17 protein-coding genes are annotated in these 14,276 nt (G+C 59.6%); 10 read left to right on the top strand and 7 right to left on the bottom strand.

What is annotated here, in order from left to right; translation table 11 throughout:
• Positions 1-25 precede the first annotated feature (25 nt).
• The 3 genes from ACYVDM_RS12630 (at position 26) to ACYVDM_RS12620 (ending at position 2,885) form a co-directional block, all read left to right on the top strand.
• Positions 26-1,618, top strand: a complete 1,593-nt coding sequence (locus tag ACYVDM_RS12630; RefSeq protein ID WP_415785289.1) for a serine hydrolase — start codon at positions 26-28, stop codon at positions 1,616-1,618.
• Between the two features lie 271 nt (positions 1,619-1,889).
• Positions 1,890-2,294, top strand: coding sequence for a DoxX family protein (locus ACYVDM_RS12625; RefSeq protein WP_415785291.1), 405 nt, complete (start codon positions 1,890-1,892; stop codon positions 2,292-2,294).
• Between the two features lie 24 nt (positions 2,295-2,318).
• On the top strand, positions 2,319-2,885 hold the full coding sequence (locus tag ACYVDM_RS12620) for a peroxiredoxin (RefSeq protein WP_415785294.1): 567 nt from the start codon (positions 2,319-2,321) through the stop codon (positions 2,883-2,885).
• 54 nt (positions 2,886-2,939) lie between these two features.
• Here ACYVDM_RS12620 and arsC read toward each other — a convergent pair whose 3' ends face one another.
• The 3 genes from arsC to ACYVDM_RS12605 form a co-directional block, all read right to left on the bottom strand.
• Positions 2,940-3,293 (bottom strand): arsenate reductase (glutaredoxin), encoded by a 354-nt coding sequence (gene arsC / locus ACYVDM_RS12615; protein ID WP_415785296.1) that lies wholly within the window; start codon positions 3,291-3,293, stop codon positions 2,940-2,942.
• A gap of 81 nt (positions 3,294-3,374) precedes the next feature.
• Positions 3,375-4,823, bottom strand: coding sequence for a CoA transferase (locus tag ACYVDM_RS12610; RefSeq protein WP_415785298.1), 1,449 nt, complete (start codon positions 4,821-4,823; stop codon positions 3,375-3,377).
• Between the two features lie 117 nt (positions 4,824-4,940).
• Positions 4,941-5,267, bottom strand: a complete 327-nt coding sequence (locus ACYVDM_RS12605) for a tetratricopeptide repeat protein (protein ID WP_415785300.1) — start codon at positions 5,265-5,267, stop codon at positions 4,941-4,943.
• A 175-nt stretch (positions 5,268-5,442) separates the two neighbouring features.
• On the opposite strand from ACYVDM_RS12605, the gene ACYVDM_RS12600 reads away from it, so the two are divergent.
• Entirely contained in the window at positions 5,443-5,934 is a 492-nt protein-coding gene (locus tag ACYVDM_RS12600; protein ID WP_415785302.1) for a glutathione peroxidase, read from the top strand.
• An 11-nt stretch (positions 5,935-5,945) separates the two neighbouring features.
• Here ACYVDM_RS12600 and ACYVDM_RS12595 read toward each other — a convergent pair whose 3' ends face one another.
• Positions 5,946-6,425 (bottom strand): Lrp/AsnC family transcriptional regulator, encoded by a 480-nt coding sequence (locus ACYVDM_RS12595; RefSeq protein WP_415785304.1) that lies wholly within the window; start codon positions 6,423-6,425, stop codon positions 5,946-5,948.
• Between the two features lie 129 nt (positions 6,426-6,554).
• On the opposite strand from ACYVDM_RS12595, the gene ACYVDM_RS12590 reads away from it, so the two are divergent.
• The 6 genes from ACYVDM_RS12590 (at position 6,555) to ACYVDM_RS12565 (ending at position 10,834) form a co-directional block, all read left to right on the top strand.
• Positions 6,555-7,466, top strand: coding sequence for a DMT family transporter (locus ACYVDM_RS12590; RefSeq protein WP_415785306.1), 912 nt, complete (start codon positions 6,555-6,557; stop codon positions 7,464-7,466).
• 106 nt (positions 7,467-7,572) lie between these two features.
• Positions 7,573-8,268 carry a glutathione binding-like protein gene (locus ACYVDM_RS12585; protein ID WP_415787003.1) on the top strand — a complete coding sequence of 232 codons (696 nt, stop codon included), beginning with the start codon at positions 7,573-7,575 and terminating at the stop codon, positions 8,266-8,268.
• A gap of 137 nt (positions 8,269-8,405) precedes the next feature.
• Entirely contained in the window at positions 8,406-8,903 is a 498-nt protein-coding gene (locus ACYVDM_RS12580) for a GNAT family N-acetyltransferase (protein ID WP_415785308.1), read from the top strand.
• A 17-nt stretch (positions 8,904-8,920) separates the two neighbouring features.
• The gene (locus ACYVDM_RS12575; protein ID WP_415785310.1) at positions 8,921-9,196 is read left to right on the top strand and encodes a biotin--protein ligase; all 276 of its coding nucleotides are present in this window, start codon (positions 8,921-8,923) and stop codon (positions 9,194-9,196) included.
• Positions 9,193-9,972 carry a lipoate--protein ligase family protein gene (locus ACYVDM_RS12570; RefSeq protein WP_415785312.1) on the top strand — a complete coding sequence of 260 codons (780 nt, stop codon included), beginning with the start codon at positions 9,193-9,195 and terminating at the stop codon, positions 9,970-9,972. Before ACYVDM_RS12575 ends, ACYVDM_RS12570 begins: the two co-directional genes overlap by 4 nt.
• 31 nt (positions 9,973-10,003) lie before the next feature.
• A complete protein-coding gene (locus ACYVDM_RS12565) occupies positions 10,004-10,834 on the top strand; it encodes an RsiV family protein (protein ID WP_415785314.1) in 831 nt (276 codons plus the stop codon).
• A 121-nt stretch (positions 10,835-10,955) separates the two neighbouring features.
• On the opposite strand, the gene ACYVDM_RS12560 is transcribed toward ACYVDM_RS12565, so the two are convergent.
• The 3 genes from ACYVDM_RS12560 to ACYVDM_RS12550 form a co-directional block, all read right to left on the bottom strand.
• Positions 10,956-12,245: a Glu/Leu/Phe/Val family dehydrogenase gene (locus ACYVDM_RS12560; protein ID WP_415785316.1), complete on the bottom strand. Its 1,290-nt coding sequence runs from the start codon at positions 12,243-12,245 to the stop codon at positions 10,956-10,958.
• Positions 12,246-12,510: 265 nt separating this feature from the next.
• Entirely contained in the window at positions 12,511-13,413 is a 903-nt protein-coding gene (locus ACYVDM_RS12555; RefSeq protein WP_415785318.1) for an ankyrin repeat domain-containing protein, read from the bottom strand.
• A gap of 85 nt (positions 13,414-13,498) precedes the next feature.
• Positions 13,499-14,269, bottom strand: coding sequence for a TatD family hydrolase (locus ACYVDM_RS12550; RefSeq protein WP_415785320.1), 771 nt, complete (start codon positions 14,267-14,269; stop codon positions 13,499-13,501).
• Positions 14,270-14,276: the final 7 nt, after the last annotated feature.

Below are 14,276 nucleotides of genomic sequence, written 5' to 3'. Positions count from 1 at the left end.
CGTGTCCAAAAACAGGAGAACCAACATGCACAGCAAAGTTCAACGCGACAGACGGTCATGGACATCGTTGCGACGCTTGAGCGTAGCGACCGTCGCAGCCGCGGCGCTCGCGGTCGCCAGCCTGGGCGGCGTGGTCTACGCCTACAACCTGGATACGGCCGGCGCGTCCCGCCAGCAGGCACTCACGCTCGAGCAGGTGCAACGCGTACTGCCCGCCTTTGAAACCTATCTGCGCGACGTGATGGAGCGCAGCGGCTTGCCGGGCCTGGCGATGGGGATTTTGATCGATGGCCAGCCTGTACTCGCCCGTGGCTATGGCGTGCGCGATACGCGCAGCGGCAAGCCGGTGGATGCCGATACGCTATTCCCGTTGGCCTCGGTGTCCAAAGTTTTCGCGGGTGCCTCGGTCGCCGCGCTGGTCGGCGAAGGCACGGTGCAGTGGGATAGCAGAGTCTCGGACTTAGTGCCCGATATCCGTTTTCGGGACCCGTATGTCACGAGCGAAATGTCTCTGCGTGATTTGATGTCGCAACGCACGGGATATGCCGCGTTTTATGGCGAAGACCTGGAAGTCATCTTTGGCTATTCGCGGGACGAGGTCTTTCGGCGATTGCGCTATCTGCCGCCGGCTACCCCCTTTCGTACGCAATATGCCTATTCGAACTGGAACTTGACTCTGGCGGGCGAAGTGGCCGCGCGTACGGCACACCTGTCATGGGAAGATCTGGTGCGCAGCCGAATCATAACGCCACTGGGAATGAGCCAAACCGTTGTCACGCACGAGGAATTTCTGAAAGTCGACAATCGCTCGGCCGCACATGAGCTCGTCAATGGACGCGCGGTCGCGACCGATGTGAACCCCCATAACGCGCAAGCCCCCGCTGGTGGCGTGTATTCCACGCTGAACGACATGCTGCGCTTTATCGCGTTTGAAATGGATGAAGGAAAGTATCAGGGCAAACCCATCGTCGCCGAAGACGCGATGCGCGAAACGCAGACGGCTCAGACCATCATCAACCCGGCTTTTCCGACACTGCATTATGGATTGGGGCTAGAGGTCCGCGATGACCGAGGCCGCAAGGTACTGGAGCATAACGGCGCCTTTGAAGAAGGCATCAATACCCGTATTTCCTTTATGCCGGCGCAACGCCTGGGCATCGTGATATTGACCAACACACCGCCCATGGGCGTGCCCGATGCGCTGGAATACAAGTTGATGACGCTGCTATTTGCCGACCGGCCCGACGAGGATATCTGGCCGGATCTGCGGGACAAGTGGCATGAGGCCCTGACCGGCCTGCTCGATCGCCCCGGTCGTCTGCACGGGACGCCTCCCGCAGGCGCCGGGTCGAACATCGACGCCAAACGCTACGTCGGACGATATACGCACGAGTACTACGGCGATATCGTGATTGAACAGGACGCGACGGGCTTGCGAATGGTGGCGGGCGTATCCCCCGCGCTGCCTATCGAGCACTGGCAAGGCAATACATTTCGCGTACCACTGCTCGCCGACGCAGCCCTGAATTTCATCCCGGGCGCCAATCAGGTTAGCGACGCGTTGACCCTGTCGGAGATTGACGATATTCCCGACGCGTTATTTCTGCGTAAACCTTGAGTTTGCGCCGCCCGTCTTGCTGCGTGACGACTGGATTAAGGCGCCGAGCGCCGTATAGCCAACCACGCCGCGGTAGGCGGGCCGCAACCCTCGTCAACGTTCGAACAGAACGAGGAATTTCCACACATTTTGCTGTATATCCAACGAATCCTTGCCATTGCCCAAAGATTTGTAATAATGAGCGCATTCACCATGGCGCGTGAGTCCTGCCAAGGGTGGTGACCCGGATCGTTTATTGACCGACCGTACGACTTTGACGAAGAGAGACAACATGATCAAGTGTGATGACACGGGCAAGCTTATTTTGCGCCTCGCGGTAGGTATTTTGATCTTGCTGCATGGCTTGATGAAGATCTCCAGCGGCGTAGGGGGCATCGAGGGTATGCTGACCTCGCATGGCTTGCCTGCCTTTATCGCGTATGGCGCTTATCTTGGTGAAGTCGTGGGTCCGTTGCTGGTCATCGTGGGTTTGTATAGCCGCGTGGGCGCCTTGTTGATGACGGGCAGCATGGTGGTGGCAATCTTGCTGGCGCATATGGGGCAAATCGGTAGCCTGAACGCCCAGGGCGGTTGGGCGCTGGAATTGCAAGGCATGTTCCTGTTCAGCTCACTGGCTGTCCTCTTTTTGGGCGCCGGCCGCTTCAGCCTGGGGGGTTCCGGCGGTCGCTGGAACTAATTTTTGACCAAACCCGAGCGATCAATGATCAAACGTTGCTTGCCCCTGTTGACCTTGGCTGCGGCCTTGGTCAACCCCTGGCCGGCGTTCGCCGAGCTATCCGTTGGTGCGCCCGCGCCCGATTTTTCGGCGCCAGCCTCTCTGGGGGGTGAAGTCTTCACGTTCCAGCTCAACGAGGCGCTCAAGCAAGGGCCGGTGGTGCTGTACTTTTATCCGGCGGCCTTTACGCAAGGTTGCACGATCGAGGCTCGCAATTTTGCTGAGGCCACCGACGATTACAAGGCGCTGGGCGCGACGGTCATCGGCGTCTCTGCCGATGATATCGAGACCTTGAAAAAATTCTCGGTCAGCGAATGCCGCAGTAAGTTTGCGGTGGCGGCCGACGGCGATCAGACCGTCATCAAAGCCTATGACGCCGCGCATGACCGTCGCCCCGAGACCGCGACGCGGGTGTCGTACGTCATATCGCCGGATCACAAAATTCTGTATGCCTATACCGACATGAGCCCCGACCGCCATGTCGCCAATACACTGCAGGCGCTGCGAGACTGGCGCGCCAGCCAGCCGCAATCACAGCCACCGCAACGTTAGCGTTAGCCGTCGTCGTTGCGACGACGGCACTTCTATCTTTTCGCCGATAAAGGCTCAGGGCAAAATCTCGCTGACCAACTCGGTCGGGCGACATAGCCGGGCGCCCTGCTCCGTCACGACGAACGGACGATTGATCAGGATGGGATTCTCGATCATGGCGTCGAGCAATTCGTCGTCAGTCACATCGGACGCGGCCAGGCCGAGCTCTTGATAGAGCGGCTCTTTGGCGCGCACGGCGTCGCGCACCGTCAGACCCGACTGCTCAATCAGGCCTGCCAAGGTCTGACGCGACGGCGGCGACTTGAGATATTCGATGATCGTAGGCTCGATGCCGGCGTCGCGGATCATCTGCAATACGTTACGCGACGTGCTGCAGCGCGGGTTGTGATAGATGGTGGCAGAAGACATGCGAGCTCCTTGGAAAAACGAGAGTCTACCCAATTGCGGCGTATTGCCCAATGCGCCTGATCGACGCACTTACTCAACATGCTAACTGAACGGCCACACCGTCGGATCGGTGCCGGGTGGCACCGACGGCCTGGACCAGCGCGCCGGCGTCAATGAAAACTGGGCCGCGTGCTTGACTGCCGTCAATTGTCCATATCCCGATGGACTGGATTCCAGATAGCTCTCGATCGGCGGCATGGGACGTCGCAAGCCACCGCTCACCCGGCCCAGCGACCGCAGCCAGCGCGCCGTTTGCGCCAGCGACACCCGCACGTGCCAACTGCCGCCCTCGGTCGCCTGACGTGTCAGGGCGACTTGCGCGCCAAACGCCATCAGATAACCCGACGCATGATCCAGGATCTGCATGGGCATGGGCTTAGGTTCCTTGATGCCTGCCGCTTCTGCTTCGGCATGATTGAAGCCGGTGGCCGTCTGTACCAGCGAATCAAAGCCACGCCGCTGCGCCCACGGACCACTGTCGCCATAGGCCGACAGCGATACATACACAATGCCCGGTCGCATATTGGCCACCTCTTGCGGACCGAAACCCAACGACTGCAGCGCGCCCGGTCGGTAGCCCTGCACAAACACATGCGCGCTGCGCAGCAGGTTCGCCAGGGCGATCCGGCCATCCGCCGTTTCCAGGTCGGCATGCACCGATAGCTTGCCCCGGCTCGTTTCCGCAATCGTCTCGATATTGGGCAGATGGGGCGAGTTGATCAACATAACATCGGCGCCGTAGGCGGCTAGCGCGCGTCCACAGACGGGACCGGCGATGATGCGGGTCAGATCCAGTACGCGGACGTCTTTCAAGGGGCGGGCATCGTGTAAATATTTCGGCAACGGACGCGGATCCGCATCGCCAATGCGCGTCACGCTCAGCGCGGGCTGGCCTGCGATAGCCATGCCCTGCGGATGGTGGTCCCAGTCGGCAAAACGGCGCATTGCGGCCACCACCAATCCCGCATCGGCGGCCTCTTGTTCGAACTCGAGGGCGCTGCGCTGCGACAGCGCCTGCTCGACCATGGCTCGCGTCGTCTCGGGCCCCGTGGGGCAGCCCAACAGGGCCAGCGCGCCATCTCGATGATGCGCAAAGTTGGCATGAATACGCACCCAGCCGCCGTCGCCGCAGCGATAGGTGCCCGTCAACTTGTCTTGAATCTCGTGTTCCACGCCATCCAGCGTGAAATAACTGCGGCATTCTTGCGCAGCATGCAGCATATCGATGGCCACGCGTTGCCGAGTCCCGCCGCGCAGATGCCAGATCTCCGCCGCGGCCAGCGCGGCGGCGCCCATACTGGCCTGTGCTGCGGTGCCCACGGCAAACGATGAGGGAAACACAGGTTCCCCGCCCGAAAGGTCGATGTAGTCCATGGACTCATCGGGCATATTCAAGCCGCGCCATAACGACTGCAATGCATCGCGAGCCGTTTTGCTGTTGCGGTCCTGGCCGCCGGGATATGGCGGAAGTAAATCGATGAGTCTGCCCATAATTGCTATTGCATCAGTGATCGGTGGCGTATACCTCCGATTACAGAGCGCACGGCCAAGGGCGTCAACATCCGCCAAGTGCCGCGCCCCGGGGAGGGATACATCTGCTTGTGGGTTTTACAACGGGCTGGCGCGATCAAGGCGTTTCAGGAAAACCTGCAGCTCTTTGATGACCTGTTGATCGCCGCGGGATTGCGCGGCCTCGATGCCGCTTTGCCACGCCTGCCGGGCACCGGCGAGATCGCCCTGCCCTTGCAGCGCCTTGCCTAGCCATTTCCAGGCAACAGAATATTGCCCGTCCAGCTCCAGCGCGGCCTGTAAGTGCGGGACGGCAATGTCGTACTGTTCCTGCTCGACATACGCCTTGCCCAGGGAAAAACGCAACAACGTGTTGTTTTGACCTTTAGCGAGCATCGCTTCGAGTCGTTTGACCAAATCATCCATGGGGACTCCTTTACCTGCCTTTTCTCCATGATAGGCGGATCACGTCCTAAAACACGGTGAAACCGTAAGCTTGGCAAGGACAAACCAATTGTGTCTGGGTATGCCCAAGAGCGGATCAATGCCGCGAGGGCGTGGTAGCCTGTTGATTGTGTAAAGCGTCGGTTGAGAGGCCATTATGAGCACAATCTACGATTTTTCCGTGAAAGACATCCAGGGTAACGAGCAATCACTCGAGGCCTATCGCGGCCGGGTGCTGCTCGTGGTCAACGTGGCGTCGAAATGTGGATTCACGCCGCAGTACGCTGGACTCGAAACGCTGTATCAGGATTGTCAGTCGGCTGGGCTGACCGTACTGGGTTTTCCGTGCAATCAGTTTGGCCATCAAGAGCCGGGCGACGAGGCCGAGATTCAGCAATTTTGCGCTACCAACTACGGCGTGACCTTCCCCATGTTTGCCAAGATCGACGTCAATGGCGACGACGCTCACCCCTTGTATCGTTGGCTCAAGGGTGAAAAACCCGGCGTGCTGGGCACCGAGGGTATCAAATGGAATTTCACCAAATTCCTCGTGGGCCGCGATGGCCAAGTCATCAAGCGCTATGCGCCGACGGATAAGCCTACCTCGCTCAAGGACGATATTCTGCGCGCCTGCGACACGCAGGTCTAGCGATCCCAGGTCTAAGCGCGCGGCGACTGCAGCGGTGGCAGGCGACGGCGCACGGTGCAGGACTTGACGATCGCGGTGTTCGTTTCGGCGTACTCGGTGATGCGATCGAGTACGCCATCCAAGTGCTCGATCGATTTCAGCACCAGGCGCGCGATGAAGCAATCCTCGCCCGTGACTTTGTCGCACTCCACCACCTCGCCGATCTCGGCGATGAGGGTCTCTACCTTGCGCAACTGCCCCGGCAAAGGCCGGATACGCGCGATGGCGGTCAGCGTGTATCCCAGCGCAACGGGATCGACGTCCAGGGTATAGCCCCGCACGACCCCTGATTCCTCGAGCCGGCGCAGCCGGTCTGTGACGCTGGGCGCCGACATGCCGACGTGGCGCGCCAGGTCGGCGGTCGTGGTACGCGCATTGGCCGTCAACTGCTGCACGAGACGACGATCAATGCCGTCGAGGATGTCGTTTTCGATTTTTAGGTCACTGTTCATAATTATCTCCAAAACAAAGGCAGATGATTCGAATCTTCTATTTTTTCCCCTATTATGCATCCAATTCGGCTGGGATAATTTCTCCATGGACGACGCGGCATTCCCGCCGCACGTACAAGGAGTTTTCCCATGAAGACAAGCAATGACAATGTCGGCCTCATTCAAATGGCCGTCGCCATGATGATTTCCGGAACGGTCGGGGTATTTGTGCTGGAGTCCGGGCAAAGCGCCTGGAATGTAGTGTTTTTCCGTTGCGTGTTTGGGGCCCTGGGGCTGTTGGCCTATTGCCTGGCGCGTGGCCTGCTGCGTCCCGGCATCTTTACCCGCAAGACGCTCGCCTGGACGATGGTGGCGGGTGTCGCCATTGTCTTGAACTGGGTATTGCTGTTTTCCGCGTATCGCCTGGCGTCGATTTCCTTGTCAACGGCCGTCTATAACTTTCAGCCGTTTTTCCTGATCGCCCTCGGTGCGATTTTCCTGGGTGAACGCCCCTCCATGGGAAAGCTGGGCTGGTCCGTGCTGGCGTTTGGTGGATTATTACTCGTGCTGCAAATCGAGCCCACTGAATTGGCCGAAGCCGGCGGGTACTTGCATGGCCTGGCTCTGGCATTGGGCGCCGGGGCGCTATATGCCGTGACGTCCATTATCGTCAAACGGCTTAAGCCTATTGCACCTCACGTGCTGGCCTTGGTGCAAGTCACGCTGGGCGCCCTGCTGTTGCTGCCCATGGTGGATTTCACGGCGTTGCCCACCGGACCCACGCAATGGGGATTGGTCGTGATGATCGGCCTGCTGCATACCAGCCTGACCTATATCCTGTTGTACTCGGCTATTCAGAAACTGCCCACGACCTCGACCGCCGCGCTCGCGTTCATCTATCCGGCGATGGCCATTTTGCTGGATTATGTCGTTTATGGTCAGCAACTGGCGTTGTCGCAAATCGCGGGTGTCAGTCTGATTTTCCTGGCGGCGGCCGGCGTCAGCCTGAATTGGCAGTTCAAATGGCGTGCCGCGCCCAAGGCGCAAAGCCCCACTTGCTAGTGGGGCTTGCGGCGCGACGGCCCGGATACCCGCTATCATGAATGCCATCGCGCCGCCCCTGTTCCCTCTACCTGATCGGGTGGCCCTCGCACAAGGATCCTCCCCCATGATTGATCTTTATTACTGGACCACACCCAACGGACACAAGATCACCCTCTTTCTCGAAGAGGCCGGTCTGGATTATCAAATCTTTCCGATCAACATCAGCAAGGGCGATCAGTTTCAACCCGAATTCCTCAAGATTGCACCCAATAACCGCATCCCGGCCATTGTGGATCAGGCACCCGCCGATGGCGGCGAGCCGATTGCGTTGTTCGAGTCGGGCGCAATCTTGCTGTATCTGGCCGAGAAAATCGGCAAGTTTTTGCCGCAAGATGTGCGCGGCCGCGCCGACACCCTTCAATGGCTATTCTGGCAGATGGGCGGCCTTGGCCCCATGGCCGGCCAAAATCATCACTTTGGAACGTTTGCCCAAGAGCGTATCCCCTACGCCATTGATCGCTACGTCAAGGAAACCAATCGCCTGTACGGGGTGCTCAACAAACGCCTGGCAGATCGTGAATTCATCACCGGCGAGTACTCGATTGCGGACATGGCCGCTTATCCCTGGATCGTGCCGTACGAACGGCAAAGCCAGGATCTGAACGACTTCCCGCATCTGAAACGCTGGTTTGAGGCGATCGGAGCCCGTCCCGCGACGCAGCGCGCCTACGAGAAAGCCAAGGCCATCAATACCGCACCGACGGTCAAGACCGACGAGTCGCGTCGCATCCTGTATGGTCAAACGGCTCAAAACGTGTAGCAGGCTGTGCGTAGTCGGGCTCGCTGAGCTTGCCCCGCTAAGTAAGGCCCGCTCAGTACGCCTACACTGAGCAAGCCTCGCTACGTGAGCCTTCTTTAGGGGCCATGCTGAATAAACCTAGTCGCGTAAACCGTCTTATGTCTACGACTGAAAACATTCCGCCGCCTCATCTGGGGGCGCTGCAGTTCCGTCGCGCTCTCAGGGAGGACCTGGACGCGATTGTCACCCTGCTTGCCGACGATGTCCTGGGCAATCGTCGCGAGGATGCCACCCTGCCCGCGCGGCCGTGCTATGTGCAGGCCTTTGAGGCCATTGACCGGGACCCTAATCAATTTCTGACGGTGGTGTCGCGTGGCGACGAGGTGGTTGGTTGCCTGCAGCTTAGTTTCATTCCAGGCTTGTCGCGTCAGGGCCTGTGGCGCGGCCAGATCGAAAGCGTGCGCATCGCCGCCTCGGAACGCGGCGCCGGTACCGGTCATGCGTTGTTCGAATGGGCCATTGGGCAATGCCGTGAGCGCGGTTGTGGCCTGGTTCAATTGACGACTGACAAAACGCGCAGTGATGCCCAGCGGTTTTATCAGTCGTTGGGATTTACGGCCACGCACGATGGGATGAAGCTGGAACTCGCCCCTTAAACTGGAACCCGATATTTATGCACGGTGAATACAAAGTCCCCGGCGGCAAACTGGTTGTCGTCGACCTGGATGTCAAAGACGGCGCGCTGGCCGATGTGCGCGTAAGCGGTGATTTTTTCCTGGAGCCACCCGAGGCGCTGGACGTCATCAATGCAGCGTTATGCGGGTTGCCGGCCGACGCGGATGAGGCCCGCATGGCCGCTGCCGTCGCGGCGGCGCTGCCTGACGACGCCGAGCTGTTTGGGTTTTCCGCCGAGGCCGTCGCCGTCACGGTACGGAGGGCACTGGCATGAGCGAGCGCGCACAATGGAATGACTATCCCTGGGAACTGATCCGCGAGGGTCCGCAGGCTCCGGAATTGCATATGGCGCTGGACGCGGTCATTACCGACGAAGTCGGCGCCGGCCTGCGCCCGCCGACGCTGCGCATCTGGGAATGGTCTGAGCCCGCTGTGATCATCGGGCGCTTTCAGTCGCTGAAGAACGAGGTCGACCCCGAGGGCGCGCAACGCTACGGCGTCAAGGTCGTGCGCCGAGTCAGCGGCGGCGGCGCGATGTTTGTCGAGCCGGGCAACACCATCACCTATTCGCTCAGCGTGCCTCAGGCGCTGGTGCAAGGCATGACCTTTCAGCAATCGTATGAGTACCTTGATGCATGGGTGCTGCGCGCGTTGCAGGATTTGGGCATCACGGCCTGGTACCAGCCGCTCAACGATATCGCTTCGGATATCGGCAAGATCGGCGGCGCGGCACAAGCCCGTCGTGGCGGCGCCGTCCTGCATCACGTGACGATGTCGTACGATATCGACGTCGACAAGATGGTGCAGGTGCTGCGTATCGGTCGTGAAAAGCTCTCTGACAAGGGCACCACCAGCGCTAAAAAACGCGTGGACCCCCTGCGTAGTCAGACTGGCCTGGAACGCGACGTGATCATTGATCGTATGCTACAAACCTTTCAAAGCCTGGCGTCATTGACGCAGGTGCCGCTCGGCGAGGCCACCCTGGATAAAGCGCGCATCCAGGCACAGGAAAAATTTTCGAGCTCCGAGTGGACGTCTCAAGTCCCTTGAAATAACGGGTTGCTCACGTCTCAGGAAATCTATGCAACATACCTCAACCCAGACTCCCCGCACACGTTCATGGGTCCCGGCCGGCGCGCTGGCTATCCTGGCCCTGCTGGCCGGCTGCGCGAGTTCGCCATCGGATATCAGCCTGCCCTCGTCCGTGCCGCAGCCCGACAAATCGGAAGCCCAGGTCGCGGGATTGAATGTCCAGAAAATTCAATGGAAAGGCACCAAGCCCGGCTGTCAGGGGCAGTGTCCCCTTATCGAGATCGACAGCGTCGGCTTTCCGGATATCGCGAAGCTGACGGAGCTTGTCGATCACGTCCTGGCCTATATGACGGGCGTGGATCCCGATCGCCCTCGCCCCTACGGCACGCTATCGGAATACACCCAATATTTCTGGCAAACGGCGCAGTCCCGTGACGCCACGTACTTCAACGCCAGCGTCGTCGGTGTAACGAGCAAGATCATCGCGATTGAATTGAACACCAACCAGTACCTCACCGGCGCCGCGCACGGCATTCCCGCGACCCAATATCTGAATTGGCAGCGAGATCGCTCACGCGTTCTGGCGCTGGACGAGGCGCTGGAGCCCAATCAGCACGCCGCGTACGTGGATGCCTTGCGTCGCGCGCATAAAACCTGGCTGACTCAAAACGAAGACGCCAAACGCGATCCGGCGGCCTACGACAAAATGTGGCCGTTCCAGGAAAGCGATAACTTTGCGCTGACACCCCAGGGCATGCTCGTCAAATACGACGCCTATTCGATTGCGCCGTACTCGCATGGCGAGCCGGAATTGCTGATTCCGTATAGCGAACTCAAGGGCACGCTACGCCCGGAGTTCATCCCGGCTGCGGGCGGCTGACACACGGATGTCGTCCGCCTGAAGCCGATCAGCGATGGGGCTCGCGCGCGTTGCTCGGGCCGCGCAAGCACCGTCGCTGCACCACCCCCGGTGTCCCGGGGTGGCAGGCCTTTTCAATCGATCACGGATACAGACCGCGCACCTGACGAGCTTGCAGGATGCGCGTGCAGGCCACAATAAACGCGGCGGTACGCAGCGTGATCTTGTGCTCCTTGGCCGTCTGTGAGACCGCCGCATAGGCTTCACGCATCAGGCGTTCGAGGCGCTGGTTGATTTCCTCTTCGCTCCAGAAGAAGCTCGAGAAATCCTGCACCCATTCGAAGTAGCTCACCGTCACGCCGCCGGCGTTGGCCAGCACGTCGGGCACGACTAGAATCCCGTTCTCGCGCAGGATGTCATCGGCCTCAGGTGTCGTCGGGCCGTTCGCCCCTTCGACCACGATCTTGGCGCGCACCTTGTTGGCGTTGGTAATGTTGATCTGGCTTTCCAGGGCGGCGGGGATCAGGAAATCGGTTTCCAGCTCCCAGAATTGCGCGTTGTCGAGGACTTGGCCGTCGCTAAAGCCGCTGACGCCCCCCGTTTGCGAGACATGCGACAGCAACTTATGCACGTCCAGCCCCGCGGGGTTGTAAACCGTGCCGGTGTGATCTTGCACGGCAAGGACCTTGGCGCCGAGCTCGTGGAACAGGCGCGCCGCGGTGCCACCCACATTCCCAAACCCCTGCACGATTACGCGCGCCTTGCTGACGTCGATATTGCAATCGCGTGCCGCCTCGCAAGCAGTGACGAACACACCGCGGCCCGTGGCCTCGACCCGCCCGAGGCTGCCGCCCAGAGAGATCGGCTTGCCGGTAACCACGCCGGTCGCCGTAGAGCCTTCGTTCATAGAGTACGTGTCCATCATCCACGCCATGGTTTGCGCGTTGGTGTTCACGTCAGGGGCCGGAATGTCTTTCGTGGGGCCGATGATGACGCCGATCTCCGACGTATAGCGACGCGTCATGCGTTCGAGTTCGGACTGCGACAACAAACGCGGATCAACCCGGATGCCGCCTTTGGCGCCACCGTACGGCAGGTTGACCGCGGCGTTCTTGACCGACATCCACGCAGCCAGCGCCATGACTTCGGAGAGCGTCACGTCCTGGTGAAAACGCACCCCGCCTTTGCCGGGCCCGCGCGACGTGTTGTGCTGGACTCGATAACCTTCAAAGTGGGCCACAGTACCATTGTCGAGCTCGATGGGGACATCAACAATCAGCGCGCGCTTGGGTCGTTTGAGCGTTTCGACCCAGCGGGCCAGCGGGCCAAGATACGGGGTAACACGATCTACTTGTTGCAAATACACGCCCCAGGGGCCGAGGTGTTCGGCATCCAGGTACGACGGCAAAGCGTGGGCGGGTTTATCCGACATGAAGGTCTCCAGGCTAGGAACTCGTGTCATTGTAACGACGCTTTTTATAGCGTCCCCATTTAAATTCATAAAATTTAAATGGGGACGCTATAAATCAATGCGTTGTGGGGAACGTACCCGCCCATCTTAAGGCGCAAGCAAGTGCCAGGCTAGCCTAGTCAGCATACACGGCGTGCATGGATTCTATGCAGTAGCCTGCATCGCACTGCGCCAGACCTGCCCGCCGGATCTCAATGATCGAGGGGAATCCTGGTGACATTAAAAATTAGTCGTAGCTATTGAGCTTCACGCCAGACACGCCTCCCAGATCAGCACCACCGTCCCCGGATGGAGTGGGCGCGTCGGCGGATTTGGGTGCGGTTGGACTGGATTGCACTGCCTGCGGGATTTCCTGCGGCTGGACGGGCGTCGCCTGAGGTTGTCGGGGTGCCTGGGACGCCGGTGCGGCCTTGGCACTCCCCGATTTGCCGCGCTGGATATCGCGTTGTTGCTCGGCCTTGGCAATGATCTGGGCCAACTCGGCGCCTAGTTCGCCTCGTTTGGCGACATAGGCCCAGTCAGACGCGTTCTGGCCCTTGAGGTTGCGAGTGGTGATGTCAGCGCCCGCGTCGAGGAGCAAATCCACCATGTATTTGCGACCGGAAAACCCGGCCATCATGATCGGGGTGGTGCCTTCGGGCGACGGCGCATTCACCATGGCCTTGTTCGCGAGCAGCAGCTTGGCCACGTCCATCTGGGCCTTGGAGGCCGCATAGTGCAGCGGCGTCCAGCCCAGGCGGTTGACCTGGGCGCCCCGTTTGATCAGAGATCGGGCGCGATCCGTCTCCCCTGCCACTGCCAGGTACATCAAGGCGGTTTCGTTGGCGGGATTGACCGCATTGACGTCGGTGCGCGGATCGGCGGCCAGCACGTCAAATACCTCCCAGGCGCCGTCGACGACGGCCCGCATCAGGGCGGGTTGGCCGTTTTTATAGCGCACATTCGGATCTGCCCCCTTGGCGAGCAGTGTTTTTACCTCCGAGGCCTTGTCGTTATGGATGTAGACCCACCAGTTGTCGGGCGTGGCATCCGCGTGAGCGATAGGCGCGAGAGCCGCCGTCGCAGCGGTCAGGGCGATCGCCGCCAGCAATGAACGAGTGCGCAGAGGGAAAAAAGGAGAATATTTCATCGAAAATACTTTAATTAATTTACTTTAAATAAAGTGCTTTTAAAGTATTAATTTAAATAAATTACTTTAAATATTTTAGATTAGATTACCGATCTATCTTGTTGAATAATTTAAAGAAATTTTCTGTTGATGCACGCGCAACGTCAGCCACCGGGATGCCTTTCAGGTCCGCAATCTTCTCTGCGACGTGGATGACTTTCGATGGATCGTTGATCTTGCCTCGATATGGCACGGGTGCCAAGTACGGGGAATCGGTCTCGATCAATAGCCGATCCAGCGGGATGTTGGTAGCCACCTCATGCACGACACCCGCATTCTTGAACGTGACGATGCCCGAGAGGGAAATATAGAAATTCAGATCAATGGCCGCCTGGGCCATCTCCCAGGACTCGGTAAAACAGTGCATGACACCCCCTACTTCGGCGGCGTTTTCCTCGCGCAAGATGCGCAGCGTGTCCTGAACGGAGTCCCGGGTATGGATGATGAGCGGCAGATTCGTCTGCCGCGCCACGCGGATATGGCGGCGAAAACGCTCGCGTTGCCAGTCCAGGGGTTCGCTCAGGCGATAGTAATCCAGCCCGGATTCACCGATCGCCACGACTTTCGGATGCTGGGCCAATTGAACCAGCTCGGCTTCTGTGGGATCGGGGGTCTCTTCGTAGTCAGGATGCACACCGACGGACGCCCAGAGATTTCGGTGCGGCTCGACCAACTGAATCAAGCCCGGCCAATCGGGCATATCCACGCTGACGACCAGGGCGTGGGTGACCTGATTGGCTTGCATGCGCTGCAGGATGTCGGGCAAGTCCTGGGCTAGCTTGGGGAAATTGAGATGGCAGTGCGAATCAACGTACATGGGGAGA

The organism is Bordetella tumulicola (genome assembly GCF_054779135.1).
This window is presented reverse-complemented; position numbering and strand designations above follow the sequence as displayed.